Source organism: Pseudomonas sp. CFBP13528 (assembly GCF_005233615.1).
GTDB lineage: Bacteria > Pseudomonadota > Gammaproteobacteria > Pseudomonadales > Pseudomonadaceae > Aquipseudomonas > Aquipseudomonas fluorescens_AM.
In genome coordinates, this window is sequence record NZ_QGAJ01000017.1 from 58,759 (window position 1) to 73,197 (window position 14,439).

The following is a 14,439-nucleotide window of genomic DNA, read 5'->3' on the forward strand; positions in this document are numbered from 1 at the left end:
GTCACTATGCTCGGAGTTTTCCATGCCCGCCCCCGCTCTTTCCGGCCCGCAATACCTGCGCGAAGGCCTCAAACTGGTGCTGAGCCCCGGCCTGCGCCTGTTTGTGCTGCTGCCGCTGGCGATCAACCTGCTGCTGTTTGTGGGATTGATCTATTTTGCCGGGCACCAGTTCAGCTTATGGGTTGACCACCTGATGCCCACCCTGCCGAGTTGGCTGAGCTTTCTGAATTACCTGTTATGGCCCTTGTTTGTCGCGCTGGTGGTGCTGATGGTGTTCTTCACCTTCACCATGCTCGCCAACATCATCGCGGCGCCGTTCAATGGCTTTCTATCGGAGAAAGTCGAAGTGGTGGTGCGTGGCACCGACGACTTCCCCGCGTTCAGCTGGGCCGAATTGATCGCCATGGTCCCGCGCACCCTGGCCCGGGAAATGCGCAAGCTGGGCTATTTCCTGCCGCGGGCTGTCGGCCTGTTCATCCTGTCGTTCATTCCAGTGGTCAACCTGATTGCCGCGCCGTTGTGGCTGCTGTTCGGCGTGTGGATGATGGCGATCCAATACATCGACTACCCGGCCGACAACCACAAGCTGGGCTGGAACGAAATGCTCGCCTGGCTGCGCCAGAAACGCTGGCAGAGCATGAGCTTCGGCGGCATCGTCTACCTGGTGCTGCTGGTGCCGGTGGTCAACCTGCTGATGATGCCGGCAGCGGTCGCCGGGGCCACGTTGTTCTGGGTGCGCGAGCAAGGTGCCGAGGCGATGGCGGGCCAGCAGGTAGCCCGGTCATAAATCCATCATCCCGGTGACACAATGACGACATGGCCCGCAGCGACACTGTGGGTCATGACGACAGCCTCGCTTCACATCACCCTGATCACCGAAACCTTCCCGCCGGAAATCAACGGGGTGGCCAACACCCTTGGCCGCCTGTGCGACGGTTTGCGCGCGCGCGGCCATCAAATCGAACTGGTGCGCCCGCGCCAGGGTGCCGACCAGAGCCGGCCGAGTGACGATGAGTTGCTGCTGTGCCGTGGCTGGCCGCTGCCCGGGTATCCAGGCCTGCAATGGGGCCAATCGTCGATGCACAAGCTGCTGCGACGCTGGACCCGTCAGCGTCCGGATGTGTTGTACATCGCAACCGAGGGGCCGCTGGGCCTGTCGGCGTTACGCGCCGCGCGACGCCTGGGAATCAGTGTGGTCAGCGGCTTCCATACCAACTTTCAACAGTATTCGAACCAGTACGGCTTGAGCCTGTTGAGTCGCCTGGTCACCCATTATCTGCGCTGGTTTCATAACCGGTCGACGTTGACGCTGGTTCCCAGCGCGAGTCAACGCCTTGAGTTGGAACGTCGGCATTTCGAGCGTCTTGGGCTGCTGTCCCGGGGGGTCGATAGCCGCCTGTTCCACCCGGCGAAACGCGACTACAGCCTGCGCGAAAGTTGGGGGTTGGAGAGCGACGATATTGTGGTGCTGCACGTAGGACGCCTCGCCCAAGAGAAAAATCTGGGGCTGCTCAAACGCTGTTTCGATGCTTTGCAGAGCACTTACCCCTCGCGGCGGCTGAAGCTGGTCATTGTCGGCGACGGCCCGCAGCGCGGCCTCTTGCAGCGCGACTTGCCCGAAGCAGTGTTCTGCGGCGCCCAGCGCGGCGAGGAGCTGGCACGGCATTACGCCTCGGGCGATCTGTTCCTGTTTCCCAGCCTGACCGAAACGTTCGGCAATGTGGTGCTGGAAGCCATGGCGTCCGGGCTGGGTGTGGTGGCGTACGACCAGGCGGCCGCCACCCAGCATGTTCGCCACGGCTACAACGGGGTACTGGCGATGCCAGGGGATGAGAACGCATTTTGCGATGCGGCCGTGTGGCTGCTGGAGGAACGCGAGACCTTACGCCGAGCACGTTTGAATGCCCGACAACATGCCAGCCGTCAGGGGTGGCCGGCCATCATCGAGCAGTTCGAGCGTCAGTTACGCGGTGCGTGCAATGACGGGCAACCGGCGCCCGTCTTGTCGCCGCTTACACCAGGCTCGTCAACGCCTCACGACTGAAGGGCAGAATGTCCGCCTCACGCCCCTCGCGTACCTTCACTGCCCAATCCGGGTCCACCAGCAGCGCACGGCCCACGGCGACCAGATCGAACTCATCGTTATTCAAGCGTTCCAGCAGTTTCTCGAGGCTGGCCGGCTGCGCGACTTTGTCGGTATTGACCATGAACTGCAGGAATTCGCCGTCCAGGCCGACACTGCCCACGGTAATCGTCGGCTTGCCCGTCAACTGGCGGGTCCAGCCGGCCAGGTTGAGGTCGGAACCTTCGAACTCCGGTTCCCAGAACCGGCGCGTGGAGCAGTGGAAAATATCCACGCCGGCGTCGGACAACGGCTTGAGGAATTCACCCAACGCCTCGGGGGTTTGCACCAGGCGCGCCGTGTAGTCCTGCTGCTTCCACTGGGAAAAACGCAAGATGATCGGAAAATCCGGGCCAACCGCCGCGCGGGTAGCCTGGATCAGTTCGATGGCGAAACGTGACCGATTGACCAGGCTGCCGCCGTATTCGTCGATGCGCTGGTTGCTGCCTTCCCAGAAGAACTGGTCGACCAGATAGCCGTGGGCGCCGTGGATTTCCACACCGTCCATGCCGATGCGCTGGGCATCTCTGGCCGCCTGGGCGAAGGCATTGATCACGTCCTGGATGTCCTGGGTGGTCATGCCGTGGACAACGACGCTGCCCTCCTTGAGTTTTTCCATCGGGCCATAGGCAGGCACGCTGGCGTCAGGTTCGGTCCCGATACGGCGCACACTGCCCACATGCCACAACTGCGGAACAATCTTGCCGCCTTCGGCGTGCACCGCATCCACCACTTTCTTCCAGCCGGCCAACGCCGCTTCGCCGTAGAAGTGTGGAACGTTGGGGTAGCCGTTGGAGGCTTGATGCCCCACCACTGTGCCTTCGGTGATGATCAGGCCCACACCGGCGGCGGCGCGGCGGCGGTAGTACTCGATAACCTTGGAATTGGGTACACCGCCGGGTGAAAACGAACGCGTCATGGGCGCCATCACCACGCGGGTCGACAGTTGCAGTGCACCGAGCTGAAAAGGTTTGAACAAGGCTTGGACAGGCATGGAGCACTCCACATGAGGCGAATTTATGATGTGGATAATATGCACGCCAAAGCTTGCTGGGTAGCACTATTGATCTGAGTGATTAAGGCGATAAAAACAACCGAATACCTGTAGGAGCGAGCTTGCTCGCGAAGAGCCGGAGGGCAGCGCGTAAATCCAGAGTGTACGCGTCACCGTTGGCGATTTTCGCGAGCAGGCTCGCTCCTACAGAGGGGGGATTCAGGCCAGGGCTTTTTCGATGGCCTGAACGATTGAAGGATCTTCCGGCGGCGTACGCGGCGAGAAGCGCGCAAGCACACGGCCATCTTTGCCGAGCAGGAACTTCTCGAAATTCCAGGTGATATCCCCGGGAAATTCGGCGCCCTCGCCCGCCAGCAGGCGGTACAGCTGGTGACGATCAGGGCCATTCACCTCAAGCTTGCTGCCCAGGGGGAACGTCACCCCGTAATTGAGGCTGCAGAATGCCTGGATCTCCTGCTCGGTACCCGGCTCCTGGCCTGCAAACTGATTGCAGGGAAGGCCCAGCACGGTGAAACCCTGATCCTTGTATTGCTGGTAGAGGTTTTCCAGGGCCGCATACTGCGGGGTCAGACCGCATTTGGAGGCGACGTTGACCACCAGTACGACGTGGCCCTTCAAGGGCGCCAGCGGCAGCTCTTGTCCGTCCAACGCTTTGAGTTTCAGGTCGTGGAAAGCACTCATGACGAACTCCAGATATCCCATGTTCTTCGCATTGCGGCCGTTCGAGATTACAGACCACAGGCCTGCAATCATAGATGCCTGTTGAAAAACTCGCCCGCCGGTTACTGAGCGGTTGGCCATGGCAAAATCGGGATCGCCGTCACCGCGTTCTGCGGGCTGCCTTCGATCAGGCGGTCGCTGTAGACCAGATACACCAGGGTATTGCGCTTCTTGTCGAGGAAACGCACCACCTGCATGGTCTTGAACACCAGCGAGGTGCGCTCCTTGAACACTTCGCCGCCGTCCTTGAGCTCGCCCTTGAAGTGGATCGGGCCGACCTGGCGACAGGCGATCGAGGCTTCGGCGCGGTCTTCGGCCAGGCCCAGGCCACCTTTCACGCCGCCGGTCTTGGCGCGCGACAGGTAACACGTCACGCCGTCGACCTTGGGGTCATCGAATGCTTCGACGACGATCCGGTCATTGGGGCCGACAATCTTGAACACCGTCGACACCTGGCCAACTTCTTCGGCCGAGGCCAGCAGTGGCATGGCCAACAGCAGGCCGAGCAATCCCTTCACTAAACGCATCGTGTATTCCTTTGGTTAAACCAGGATCAGGTTGTCGCGGTGAACCAGTTCCGGCTCGGCCATGTAACCCAAGAGTCCGACAATCGCGTCGGACGATTGTCCAATAATCTTCTGCGCTTCCAGGGCACTGTAGTTCGCCAGGCCGCGGGCGATCTCACGACCGTCCGGCGCCACGCAGACCACCATCTCGCCTCGGCGGAAGCTGCCTTGCACCCGCTTGACGCCCACCGGCAGCAAGCTCTTGTTACCCTGGGACAGCGCCGATACCGCGCCTTCGTCCAGCACCAGGGTGCCACGGGTTTGCAGGTGCCCGGCCAGCCACTGCTTGCGCGCCGCCAGCATGCCACGCTCCGGCGACAGCAGCGTACCGATGCGCTCGCCGGCCTTGAGGCGATCCAGCACGCGCTCCAGGCGCCCACCGACGATGATGGTGTGGGCGCCGGAACGCGCGGCCAGGCGCGCGGCGCGCAACTTGGTCTGCATGCCGCCACGGCCCAGGGCACCGCCGACGCTGCCGGCCACGGCGTCCAGCGCCGGGTCATCGGCCCGGGCTTCGTAGATAAGCTGGGCGTCGGGATTGTTCCGCGGGTCAGCGTCGAACATGCCGTCGCGGTCGGTGAGGATCACCAGCAGGTCGGCTTCCACCAGGTTGGCTACCAGCGCCGCGAGGGTGTCGTTGTCGCCGAAACGGATTTCGTCGGTGACCACGGTGTCGTTCTCGTTGATCACCGGGATGACCTTGAGCTCCACCAACGCACGCAAGGTACTGCGGGCGTTGAGGTAGCGCTTGCGGTCGGACAGGTCGTCATGGGTCAGCAGGATCTGCGCCGTGTGGCGGCCGTGCTCGGCAAAGCTGGACTCCCAGGCTTGCACCAGGCCCATCTGGCCGATGGCGGCGGCGGCTTGCAGTTCGTGCATCGCGCTGGGTCGCGCGGTCCAGCCGAGGCGGCTCATCCCGGCGGCAACCGCCCCGGACGAGACCAGCACCAACTCGACACCGGCCTCATGCAAGGCCACCATCTGCTCGACCCAGACGCTCATGGCTGCACGGTCCAGCCCCTTGCCATCCGCTGTCAGCAACGCACTGCCGATCTTCACGACCCAGCGCTGCGCACCTGTCACTTTGCTCCGCATCATCTTCAACCTTAGAGTGAGGGCTGCGCGACCCAGCGCCGCCCATAACGTTATACCCGGATACCAAAACGCCGCTCTATAAGGAGCGGCGTTCAAGTTTATCGCAACGAATCAGTCGCGCACGTAAATGATTTCCGGACCGTCTTCGTCATCCACGTCTTCTTCGTCCCAATCATCGTCACCGATGTCGTGCACCGACTTCACGCCGCTGCGGCGCAGGGCGCGCTGGTCGTCCAGGGCTTGCAGCTGGGCGCGGGCTTCGTCTTCGATCTGCTGGTCGAGTTCGGCCAGCTCGGCCTTGAATACCGGGTCGGCCGCCAGGCGGTCGGCGCGGTCTTCCAGGTAGCGCATGATGTCGCGGGTCAGGCGCTCGGTGCCTTCTTTGGCGATGGCCGAGATCACATAGACCGGACCTTCCCACTCCAGGCGGTCGACGATTTCCTTGACGCGCTCTTCGTGCTCTTCTTCAAGGATCTGGTCGCACTTGTTCAGCACCAGCCAACGGTCACGCTCGGCCAGGGCCGGGCTGAACTTGGTCAGCTCGCTGACGATCACTTCGGCGGCGTCGGCTGCACTGGTGTCATCCAGTGGCGCCATGTCGACGAGGTGCAGCAGCAAACGGGTGCGCGACAAGTGCTTGAGGAAGCGAATCCCCAGGCCTGCGCCGTCGGAAGCACCTTCGATCAGGCCTGGGATGTCGGCGATCACAAAGCTCTTCCAGCGGTCGACGCTGACCACGCCCAGGTTCGGCACCAGGGTGGTGAACGGGTAGTCGGCAACTTTCGGCTTGGCGGCCGAGACCGAGCGAATGAAGGTACTTTTGCCGGCGTTCGGCAGGCCCAGCAGGCCTACGTCGGCGAGTACTTTCATTTCCAGCTTGAGGTCGCGCTGCTCGCCCGGCTTGCCTGGGGTGGTCTGGCGCGGTGCACGGTTGGTGCTGGACTTGAATCGGGTGTTACCCAGACCGTGCCAGCCGCCCTGCACCACCATCAGCTTCTGGCCGGCCTTGGTCAGGTCGCCGATCACTTCCTGGGTAGCGGAGTCGATAATCGTGGTACCGACCGGTACGCGCAGTACCAGGTCTTCGCCTTTTTTACCGGTGCAGTCGGTGCTGCCGCCGTTGGAGCCACGCTCGGCATCAAAGTGCCGGGTGTAACGGTAGTCGACCAGGGTGTTGAGGTTTTCGTCGGCCATCATGTAGATGGAACCGCCGTCACCGCCGTCACCGCCGTTTGGGCCACCGTTTTCAATGAACTTTTCGCGACGGAAACTCATGCAACCGTTACCGCCGTCGCCTGCTTTTACTCGGATGGAAACTTCATCAACGAACTTCATAACAAAACGCCTCTCGCCGCACGGACGAGCTTAAGAAACCAAGACATAAGACTCTTGCAAAAATGAGCGCAGCGACCTCAATCAGCGACCGCAAATCCAGCCCCGGAGCCCATCACAAACAGCTTTGCAAGAGACTCACCCCATAAACGAAAAAGCCCCGTCGCGAGACAGGGCTTTTCCAGCGATCGCGCAATTAAGCGGCGACAACGCTCACGTAACGGCGGTTGAACGCGCCTTTTACTTCAAACTTGATCACGCCTTCGATTTTAGCGAAGAGGGTGTGATCCTTACCCATGCCAACACCGTAACCGGCGTGGAATTGGGTGCCGCGCTGACGCACGATGATGTTGCCCGGAATAATTTTCTGGCCGCCATACATCTTCACGCCAAGGCGTTTGGCTTCTGAGTCGCGACCGTTACGGGTACTACCACCAGCTTTTTTGTGTGCCATGAGTCAATTCTCCTAGTGAGGAATTAGGCTGAAATTAAGCCTGAATACCGGTGATTTTGATCTCGGTGTACCACTGGCGGTGGCCCATACGCTTCATGTGGTGCTTACGACGACGGAACTTGATGATGCGGACTTTATCGTGACGACCTTGGGAGATCACTTCAGCCACAACGGTAGCGCCAGCAACAACTGGAGCGCCGATGTTCACGTCATCGCCATTGGCGACCAACAGAACGCGATCAAACGTCACGGATTCGCCAGTGGCGATTTCCAGTTTTTCGATCTTCAGGTATTCACCTGGGGCGACTTTGTATTGCTTGCCACCAGTAACAATTACTGCGTACGACATGGTATTTCTCCGATAATCCTGCTCACCCAGCGCTTTATAAGAAGAGGTATTGGCTGGCATGGCTGCATGGGATGGACGTCCCGAATGCAATTGCGTAAGGCAGGTGCTGCCCAGGAAGTTCAGGGTGCGCGATTGTACGCAAGGTAAATGGGTGTTGCAAGGGGCCGTCTATCGCGCCTTGACACTGCGGGGTCAGGGTCCTAGCATGCCGCGCAACCCTTCTGGAGCGACTGTCGCTGATGCAACCCCAAGCTTTCTACCGCGCGGTCGCGGACGATTTTAGCGCCGTCGACGGCATCATCAAGCAGCAGCTGACGTCAAAAGTGCCGCTGGTCTCCAAAATTGGCGACTACATTACGTCGGCCGGCGGTAAGCGTCTGCGTCCTTTATTAGTGTTGCTGTGCGGCAAGGCCCTGGGCCGCGAAGGCGATGACCTGCGCCTGCTGGCCGCCACCATCGAATTCCTGCACACCGCCACCCTGCTGCATGACGACGTGGTCGACATGTCCGGCATGCGCCGTGGCCGCGAGACCGCCAATGCCATGTGGGGCAACGCGCCGAGTGTACTGGTGGGCGACTTCCTGTACTCGCGCTCGTTCGAAATGATGGTTGAACTGGGCTCGATGCCGGTGATGAAGATTCTTTCACAGGCCACGCGCATCATCGCCGAAGGCGAAGTGCTGCAGCTGTCGAAGGTCCGCGACGCCAGCACCACCGAAGAAACCTACATGGAAGTGATTCGCGGCAAGACCGCGATGCTCTTCGAAGCCTCCACCCACAGCGCCGCGGCACTGTGCGGCGCCACCGCCGAACAGGCCGAAGCCCTGCGCACCTTTGGCGACCACCTGGGCGTGGCGTTCCAACTGGTGGACGACCTGCTCGACTACAAGGGCGACGCCGAGACCCTGGGCAAGAACGTCGGTGACGACCTGGCCGAGGGCAAGCCGACCCTGCCGCTGATCTACACCATGCGCGAAGGCACGCCGGAGCAGGCTGCACTGGTGCGCAAGGCGATCCAGAAAGGCGGGATCGAAGACCTGGAGGCTATCCGTGCCGCCGTGGAGGCGTCGGGCTCGCTGGAGTACACCGCACAACTGGCGCGTGACTACGTGGCCCGTGCGATCAAGTGCCTGGAAGCCTTGCCCGCCAGCGAATACCGGGATGCCCTGGTTGAGCTGAGTGAGTTTGCGGTCGCCCGCACTCACTAAAATCACCAGCGACGCAGGGCAATATGGGAGGGGGCTCGCCCCCGATAGCAGCAGGTCAGCCAACGTATAAGGTGGCTGACACGCCGCAATCGGGGGCAAGCCCCCTCCCACATTTGGATGTCATACAGCCTGCAAGACCACAAAACCCTATATAATGTGCGACTTTTAGCCATCCTGACTCCCAAGGAGCTTTAGTGAGCACGTTGCCACCCTGCCCGAAATGCAATTCCGAATACACCTACGAAGACGGCACCCAGTTGGTCTGCCCGGAATGCGCCCATGAATGGTCCGCCAATGGCGAGGCCGAAGTCGCGGGCGATGAAACCGTGAAGAAAGACTCTGTGGGCAACGTCCTGCAGGACGGCGACACCATCACCGTGATCAAGGACCTCAAGGTCAAGGGCACCTCCCTGGTGGTCAAGGTCGGCACCAAGGTCAAGAATATCCGCCTGTGCGACGGCGACCACGATATCGACTGCAAGATTGACGGCATCGGTCCGATGAAGCTCAAGTCCGAGTTCGTGCGCAAAGTCTGAATCTGCTGCATCCATCCCGCGCCCGCCGCGGGATGGCGCTTGGCCCTCCTGTTGACCTGTCTCAAATACCCACACAAAAAAATCGCAAACCGCCAATAGATACTTGCTATTCTACGAATAAGAATTATTCTCATTGAAACCCATCAAGGAGAACGACCATGACTTATTTGATAGATGCCTGGCTGGACCGCCCCCATCCTTACCTGCGGATCCTGCATCGGGAAACCGGCGAAGTCTGTGCGGTGCTTGAAGAAGAAGCGCTGAATGAACTGCAGGACCAGGGCGACCTGGACGTGAATGGCCTGAGCTCCAGTGAGCCTGGTGTGCTGAAGGAAGTGGTAAGGAATCTGTTTTTGTTCTGCTATGCCCGAGCGTTGCGCCCGGCGACGGAGCTTAATGGCAAGTTCCATCCATGAAGAAACCGGCAAATCCCTGTTGGGGCGAACGTGTTCGCCCCAACAGGTAATCAACAACAGGTCTTACAGAACGTCGAGCAGCTCGACGTCGAATACCAGAACACTGTGCGGAGGAATGCTGCCAACACCTTGCGCGCCGTAAGCCAGTTCGCTCGGCACGTACAGGCGCCATTTGCTGCCGGCATTCATCAGTTGCAGGGCTTCGGTCCAGCCGGCGATCACGCCGCCGACCGGGAATTCTGCAGGCTGACCGCGCTCGTAGGAGCTGTCGAACACAGTGCCGTCGATCAGCGTGCCGTGGTAGTGAGTGCGCACTTGATCTTCACGGGTCGGCTTGGCGCCATCACCGGCAGTCAGTACTTCAAATTGCAGGCCGGAAGCCAGTGTGGTGATGCCGTCACGCTTGGCGTTTTCAGCCAGGAATGCCAGGCCCGCGCCTGCTGCGGCTTCAGCCTTGGCAGCGGCTTCGGCCTGCATGATTTCGCGGATCACTTTGAAGCTGGCCGCCATCTGTTCCTGGTCAACACGGCTTGGCTTGCCGCCGAACGCGTCGGTCAGGCCGGCCAGGATCGCGTCCAGGCTGACGCCCGGCGGTGGGTTGTCGCGCAGTTGGTCGCCCAACTGACGGCCGATACCGTAGCTGACGCGGGTTTCGTCGGTGGACAGATTAACTTCGGACATGAAGAGGCTCCGCTGTAGGACAACGCTGTTTACTGCGCCATCCAGAACTAAAAGGGCCCGCAGACTAGCACACAAGACCGGCCCATGATCAGCCCCCTCCCCGGCTACCAGAGCGCCAGGTCGTAGGTCAGGTACAACCGGTAGTTGTCCCGGTCACTGGCATAAGTCGAGCGATAAGTGGCCTTACGCAACTCCACACCCAGGCCTTTGAAGGTGCTGTCCTGGACCACGTAGCGCAGATTCGTGTCGGACTCCCATTCCCGCGCCTCCCGTCCCTTGAACTCGCCGTTTTGCCCTTTGTAGTAACGGGTCATGAAACTCAAGCCCGGCAGTACCGCCGCGAAGTCATAGTCGTAGCGCAGCATCCAGGTGTGTTCCCCGGCCTGAATGAACTTGCCCACGCCGGCGTTACTGAAGGAATACACGGTCGAGACGCTGGCATACGGCAACGCCGTCTCGCCGCTGACTTTCTGATAGCCAACACCCAGCGCCTGCGCGCCCAGGCGGTAAGTGAACAGACCGCTGAACATATCACTGTCGACCTCGCCGTTACGCGCTTCACCCGCTTGGTTGCTGATGAAGTAGCGCAAGTCACTGGTCAGCGTGCCGCTACCCAGCGGCTGCTTATGCACCAGGCCAAAGAATTGCTGGCGATAGAATTGGCGCATTTCACCGTAGTACCAGGTGCCGCTGAGCTTCGGCGTAAACGCGTAGCTAGCGCCGGCAAAATCGAAATCACTCCCCTTTTTTCCGCTGTAGCCCTGAGGATAAATATCCACACTGTCAGTGGAGTTACGCAACTTGAATTTGTCCAGGTGCCCAGCGTGCAGGTACAGGTCACGAATACCACTGTATTCCACTTGTGTGCCTTGGAAGGTCTGCGGTAACAAGCGGCCATCGTTGTGCACCAGCACCGGGATTTTCGGCAGCAACGTGCCGGTTTTCACCACCGCATCGCCCCAGCGCATTTTGGCCGTGACACCCAGGCTGGAAAATTCACTGGCCGCATGACCGTCGTCGTGCACGGGTAACAAGCCAGTACCGGCATGCGTCGGGCTGGAGTCCAGACGCAGGCCCGCCAGCCCCAAGGCATCCAGGCCAAAGCCCACGGCACCCTCGGTATAGCCTGACTGGAGGTTGAGCAGAAAACCCTGGGCCCATTCCTTGCGGTCTTCACCACCGTCGCGGTAACCGTCGTTGAAATAGACGTTGCGCAAGGTCAATCGGCCATGGGAATCCTCCCAGAAACCCTGGGCCATCAAGGCCGGTGACAGGCTCGTCAGCAGCCCCGCCGAGACCATTCCTCCCTTCGTGAAAAACTCACGCATACACCCTTCCTCAATGCCATGTTGTGTTTTTTTATGGGCAGTTGCACCGCGCGCCAGGCTGGACGGCATGTCGCGTTGGAGAGGACACTAACGGCTCGTCGACAGCCCCACAACGTTATGCGAGAAGCGCATCAGGCTATGCGTGAAGCACCGGCCGCCCTTCCCAACCGACAGGAAAAACACGGTGAATCTCAAGCAACTCGAAGCCTTCAAGGCGATCATGTCCACGGGCTCGACCATCGGCGCCGCGACGCGCATGGGCCTCTCGCAATCGGCGGTCAGCCGCTTGCTGAGCCAGCTGGAAGAGCACTTGGGTTTTGCGTTGTTCCTGCGCAAGAAGGGCCGCCTGATGGCCACACCGGAAGCCGAGGAATTGCTCGCCGAAGTCGCCGGACTGGTGGATGGCATGCAGCGCATCCAGCGCCTGGCCGATGAAATGCGCGTAGGGCGCTCACGCAAAAGCCTGCTCAAGGTCGCGGTGCCCACCAGCATGACCCAGGAACTGTTGCCGCGCATCGTGGCGCAGTTTCTCAAGGGCCATGACGACACTGTCGTTGAGTTGTTGACCGGCTCCTACGACATGATCGAGCGTGCAGTGCTGGACCGTTCCGCCGACCTGGGTTTTGTGCGCCTGCCCACGCAAATCCCTGATTTCGATGTCGAGCCGGTGCTGCAAACCGAAGGTGTCTGTGTAATGCCCGCCGAGCATCCGTTGACCCGTCACGCCTGCATCGAAGTGCAGCACCTGCGCAACGTGCCGCTGGTGATGCTCGGCCGGCAACGGGCGCTGCGGGCCGAGCTGAACCAGGTGTTTCGTGCCGCCAATCTCACGCCGCAGGTGCGGGTCGAGGTGCACTCGGTCGGGGCTGCGTGCAGCTTCGTGGCCGAGGGCCTCGGGGTGTCGATCGTCAATGGTCTGCTGGCCAGCCACTTCCTGCATTTGCCCATCGTCACCCGCCCGTTTCGCCCGGCGCTGCCCTACGCATTCGGCCTGGCGTTTCGCGCCAATGAGCCCAGGTCGCAACGGGTGAACGCGTTTGCCGAACACCTCAAGCAGCGTCTGGCCGCACAAAACGCATAGCCCAACCCACCTCACGCATAACATTGTCGTCGTAAAAACTTTGCCCTAGTGTCCGCCCCACACGTGTCACCCCTATAACAATAACGGCGCACGCCGGGGCCACCAGCATGAGCGAATCCCAGAGCATCCCTACCCAAGCAGCGGTGGGAAATACCACGCAACGCAAGCAGATCAATCCCGCCATCATCCTGCTGAGCATCGTCCTGCTCGCAGTGGCGTTTACCTACGCGGTGAACTCGGGCACGTTCCAGCGTCAGAATGGCCTGGTGATACCGGGCTCTTACCAGGTCCTGGAAAAGCACGATTCCCTGGGCCAACTGTTCGCCCTGGAGCCGCGCAAAGCCGGCGATAGCGTGGCCCGCCCGGTGTCCCTGGTGGAAGGTTTCATGGCCATTCCCCAGGGCATCGAGAAGCGTGCTGCGCTGATTTTCATGGTGCTGTTCATCGGCGGCATGTTCGGCGTGCTGAACAAGGCCGGGGTGATCGACGCCGGGCTGGAGCGCATGCTGGGTCTGACGCGGGGCAATATCTATGTGCTGGTGCCGTGCCTGATGCTGGTGTTTTCCGCCGGCAGTACCTTCATGGGACTGGCCAAGGAATTTATCCTGATCGTGCCGTTGATGGTCGCCATGGCCAACCGGCTGGGGCTGTCGAACCTGATCGGGCTGGCCATCGTCACGATCTCGGTGAAGATCGGCTACCTGGCCTCAATCTCCAATCCGGTAGCGCTATCCGTCGCCCAGCCAATGGTCGGGCTACCGATCTTCAGTGGCCTGAGCATGCGCGTGCTTGCCTACTGCAGCTTCCTGCTGGTGGGAATCGCCTTCGTGCTGTGGAGCATTCGCAAGCACGGTTTCGATGCGACGGCGCAGATCACGTTCGAAAGTACACCGTTGCCCCTGCGCCATCTGATCAACCTGATCGTGCTGCTGACGGGTATCGCTTTGCTGGTCTACGCCTCCAACCGCTGGGGCTGGAAATACCATGAGCTGTCGGCGTTCTACCTGCTGCTGACGGTGGCCTTCAGTGTGATCGCCGGGCTCGGTGCGAGCGCTGCTGCCAGCGCCTTTGTCGATGGCATGAAGAAGGTGCTGATCGCCGGCGTCCTGATCGGCCTGGCCACCGCGGTGGAAATCATCCTCAGTACCGGCCAGGTACTGGACACCATCGTCAACAGCCTGGCCAACCTGGTGGGTGACCACGGTCCGATTGTGTCGGCCTACGGCATGTTCTTCGCGCAGTTGGGGCTGGATGTGCTGATCCCGTCCACCTCAGGCCAGGCGGCGGTGACCATGCCGATCTTCGGACCCTTGGGCCAGCTGTCCGGCGTCAGCCCACAGACCACGGTGTTCGCATTCTTGATGGGCAATGGCCTGACCAACATGATCACCCCTACCTCCAGCGGCCTGCTGGTTCTATTGGCCACCGCCAATGTCGGCTGGGGCCAATGGGCGCGCTACATCCTGCCGCTGTTCCTGATCTACGCCGTGCTGGCGATGGCGTTGCTAGCCATTGCGGTGACGAGCGGGTACTGAA

The 14,439-nt window shown here is 60.9% G+C and carries 16 protein-coding genes and 1 pseudogene; 7 read left to right on the forward strand and 10 right to left on the reverse strand.

Annotated features, from left to right (window positions below):
* Window positions 1-22 precede the first annotated feature (22 nt).
* Both cysZ and PspCFBP13528_RS23615 read left to right on the forward strand, forming a co-directional pair.
* Window positions 23-787 carry a sulfate transporter CysZ gene (gene cysZ, locus PspCFBP13528_RS23610; RefSeq protein WP_065951193.1) on the forward strand — a complete coding sequence of 255 codons (765 nt, stop codon included), beginning with the start codon at window positions 23-25 and terminating at the stop codon, window positions 785-787.
* Between the two features lie 54 nt (window positions 788-841).
* Window positions 842-2,044 (forward strand): glycosyltransferase family 1 protein, encoded by a 1,203-nt coding sequence (locus PspCFBP13528_RS23615; protein WP_065951192.1) that lies wholly within the window; start codon window positions 842-844, stop codon window positions 2,042-2,044.
* Here the strand turns inward: PspCFBP13528_RS23615 and PspCFBP13528_RS23620 are convergent.
* The 8 genes and pseudogenes from PspCFBP13528_RS23620 to rplU form a co-directional block, all read right to left on the reverse strand.
* Window positions 2,013-3,116: an NADH:flavin oxidoreductase gene (locus tag PspCFBP13528_RS23620; protein WP_137201641.1), complete on the reverse strand. Its 1,104-nt coding sequence runs from the start codon at window positions 3,114-3,116 to the stop codon at window positions 2,013-2,015. The genes PspCFBP13528_RS23615 and PspCFBP13528_RS23620 overlap by 32 nt on opposite strands.
* Window positions 3,117-3,225: 109 nt before the next feature.
* Window positions 3,226-3,339 (reverse strand): annotated as a pseudogene (locus PspCFBP13528_RS28120) (outer membrane lipoprotein carrier protein LolA); the annotation flags it as partial.
* The gene (locus PspCFBP13528_RS23625; protein ID WP_065951190.1) at window positions 3,336-3,818 is read right to left on the reverse strand and encodes a glutathione peroxidase; all 483 of its coding nucleotides are present in this window, start codon (window positions 3,816-3,818) and stop codon (window positions 3,336-3,338) included. The pseudogene PspCFBP13528_RS28120 and the gene PspCFBP13528_RS23625, both read right to left, overlap by 4 nt.
* 101 nt (window positions 3,819-3,919) lie before the next feature.
* Entirely contained in the window at window positions 3,920-4,384 is a 465-nt protein-coding gene (locus tag PspCFBP13528_RS23630; RefSeq protein WP_137201642.1) for a CreA family protein, read from the reverse strand.
* Between the two features lie 15 nt (window positions 4,385-4,399).
* Window positions 4,400-5,518, reverse strand: coding sequence for a glutamate 5-kinase (gene proB, locus PspCFBP13528_RS23635; RefSeq protein WP_065951188.1), 1,119 nt, complete (start codon window positions 5,516-5,518; stop codon window positions 4,400-4,402).
* Between the two features lie 111 nt (window positions 5,519-5,629).
* On the reverse strand, window positions 5,630-6,853 hold the full coding sequence (gene cgtA, locus PspCFBP13528_RS23640) for an Obg family GTPase CgtA (protein WP_065883536.1): 1,224 nt from the start codon (window positions 6,851-6,853) through the stop codon (window positions 5,630-5,632).
* 193 nt (window positions 6,854-7,046) lie between these two features.
* Window positions 7,047-7,304, reverse strand: a complete 258-nt coding sequence (rpmA, locus tag PspCFBP13528_RS23645; RefSeq protein ID WP_003176049.1) for a 50S ribosomal protein L27 — start codon at window positions 7,302-7,304, stop codon at window positions 7,047-7,049.
* Between the two features lie 34 nt (window positions 7,305-7,338).
* Window positions 7,339-7,653 (reverse strand): 50S ribosomal protein L21, encoded by a 315-nt coding sequence (gene rplU, locus PspCFBP13528_RS23650; RefSeq protein WP_003176051.1) that lies wholly within the window; start codon window positions 7,651-7,653, stop codon window positions 7,339-7,341.
* A 239-nt stretch (window positions 7,654-7,892) separates the two neighbouring features.
* Between rplU and PspCFBP13528_RS23655 the strand changes: the two genes are divergently transcribed.
* The 3 genes from PspCFBP13528_RS23655 to PspCFBP13528_RS23665 all read left to right on the forward strand — a co-directional run bounded on the left by PspCFBP13528_RS23655 (window position 7,893) and on the right by PspCFBP13528_RS23665 (window position 9,813).
* Entirely contained in the window at window positions 7,893-8,861 is a 969-nt protein-coding gene (locus PspCFBP13528_RS23655; RefSeq protein WP_057724030.1) for a polyprenyl synthetase family protein, read from the forward strand.
* A 194-nt stretch (window positions 8,862-9,055) separates the two neighbouring features.
* Window positions 9,056-9,397, forward strand: coding sequence for a zinc ribbon domain-containing protein YjdM (locus tag PspCFBP13528_RS23660; RefSeq protein ID WP_005791320.1), 342 nt, complete (start codon window positions 9,056-9,058; stop codon window positions 9,395-9,397).
* 158 nt (window positions 9,398-9,555) lie between these two features.
* Entirely contained in the window at window positions 9,556-9,813 is a 258-nt protein-coding gene (locus tag PspCFBP13528_RS23665; RefSeq protein WP_003194088.1) for a hypothetical protein, read from the forward strand.
* A gap of 63 nt (window positions 9,814-9,876) precedes the next feature.
* Here the strand turns inward: PspCFBP13528_RS23665 and PspCFBP13528_RS23670 are convergent, their stop codons facing one another.
* Window positions 9,877-10,494, reverse strand: a complete 618-nt coding sequence (locus PspCFBP13528_RS23670; protein ID WP_065951187.1) for an FKBP-type peptidyl-prolyl cis-trans isomerase — start codon at window positions 10,492-10,494, stop codon at window positions 9,877-9,879.
* Between the two features lie 104 nt (window positions 10,495-10,598).
* Window positions 10,599-11,795, reverse strand: coding sequence for an OprD family porin (locus PspCFBP13528_RS23675; RefSeq protein ID WP_137201658.1), 1,197 nt, complete (start codon window positions 11,793-11,795; stop codon window positions 10,599-10,601).
* A gap of 211 nt (window positions 11,796-12,006) precedes the next feature.
* On the opposite strand from PspCFBP13528_RS23675, the gene PspCFBP13528_RS23680 reads away from it, so the two are divergent.
* A complete protein-coding gene (locus tag PspCFBP13528_RS23680; RefSeq protein WP_137201643.1) occupies window positions 12,007-12,903 on the forward strand; it encodes a LysR family transcriptional regulator in 897 nt (298 codons plus the stop codon).
* Window positions 12,904-13,010: 107 nt separating this feature from the next.
* On the forward strand, window positions 13,011-14,438 hold the full coding sequence (locus PspCFBP13528_RS23685) for an AbgT family transporter (protein WP_101220946.1): 1,428 nt from the start codon (window positions 13,011-13,013) through the stop codon (window positions 14,436-14,438).
* The last annotated feature ends 1 nt before the right edge of the window (window position 14,439 follow it).

Excerpts from the sequence above, each read along its gene's own strand:
- cysZ (WP_065951193.1), top strand. The coding sequence starts at position 23 with ATGCCCGCCCCCGCTCTTTCCGGCCCGCAATACCTGCGCGAAGGCCTC.
- PspCFBP13528_RS23615 (WP_065951192.1), top strand. The coding sequence starts at position 842 with ATGACGACAGCCTCGCTTCACATCACCCTGATCACCGAAACCTTCCCG.
- PspCFBP13528_RS23620 (WP_137201641.1), bottom strand. The coding sequence starts at position 3,116 with ATGCCTGTCCAAGCCTTGTTCAAACCTTTTCAGCTCGGTGCACTGCAA.
- PspCFBP13528_RS23625 (WP_065951190.1), bottom strand. The coding sequence starts at position 3,818 with ATGAGTGCTTTCCACGACCTGAAACTCAAAGCGTTGGACGGACAAGAG.
- PspCFBP13528_RS23630 (WP_137201642.1), bottom strand. The coding sequence starts at position 4,384 with ATGCGTTTAGTGAAGGGATTGCTCGGCCTGCTGTTGGCCATGCCACTG.
- proB (WP_065951188.1), bottom strand. The coding sequence starts at position 5,518 with ATGCGGAGCAAAGTGACAGGTGCGCAGCGCTGGGTCGTGAAGATCGGC.
- cgtA (WP_065883536.1), bottom strand. The coding sequence starts at position 6,853 with ATGAAGTTCGTTGATGAAGTTTCCATCCGAGTAAAAGCAGGCGACGGC.
- rpmA (WP_003176049.1), bottom strand. The coding sequence starts at position 7,304 with ATGGCACACAAAAAAGCTGGTGGTAGTACCCGTAACGGTCGCGACTCA.
- rplU (WP_003176051.1), bottom strand. The coding sequence starts at position 7,653 with ATGTCGTACGCAGTAATTGTTACTGGTGGCAAGCAATACAAAGTCGCC.
- PspCFBP13528_RS23655 (WP_057724030.1), top strand. The coding sequence starts at position 7,893 with ATGCAACCCCAAGCTTTCTACCGCGCGGTCGCGGACGATTTTAGCGCC.
- PspCFBP13528_RS23665 (WP_003194088.1), top strand. The coding sequence starts at position 9,556 with ATGACTTATTTGATAGATGCCTGGCTGGACCGCCCCCATCCTTACCTG.
- PspCFBP13528_RS23670 (WP_065951187.1), bottom strand. The coding sequence starts at position 10,494 with ATGTCCGAAGTTAATCTGTCCACCGACGAAACCCGCGTCAGCTACGGT.
- PspCFBP13528_RS23675 (WP_137201658.1), bottom strand. The coding sequence starts at position 11,795 with ATGGTCTCGGCGGGGCTGCTGACGAGCCTGTCACCGGCCTTGATGGCC.
- PspCFBP13528_RS23685 (WP_101220946.1), top strand. The coding sequence starts at position 13,011 with ATGAGCGAATCCCAGAGCATCCCTACCCAAGCAGCGGTGGGAAATACC.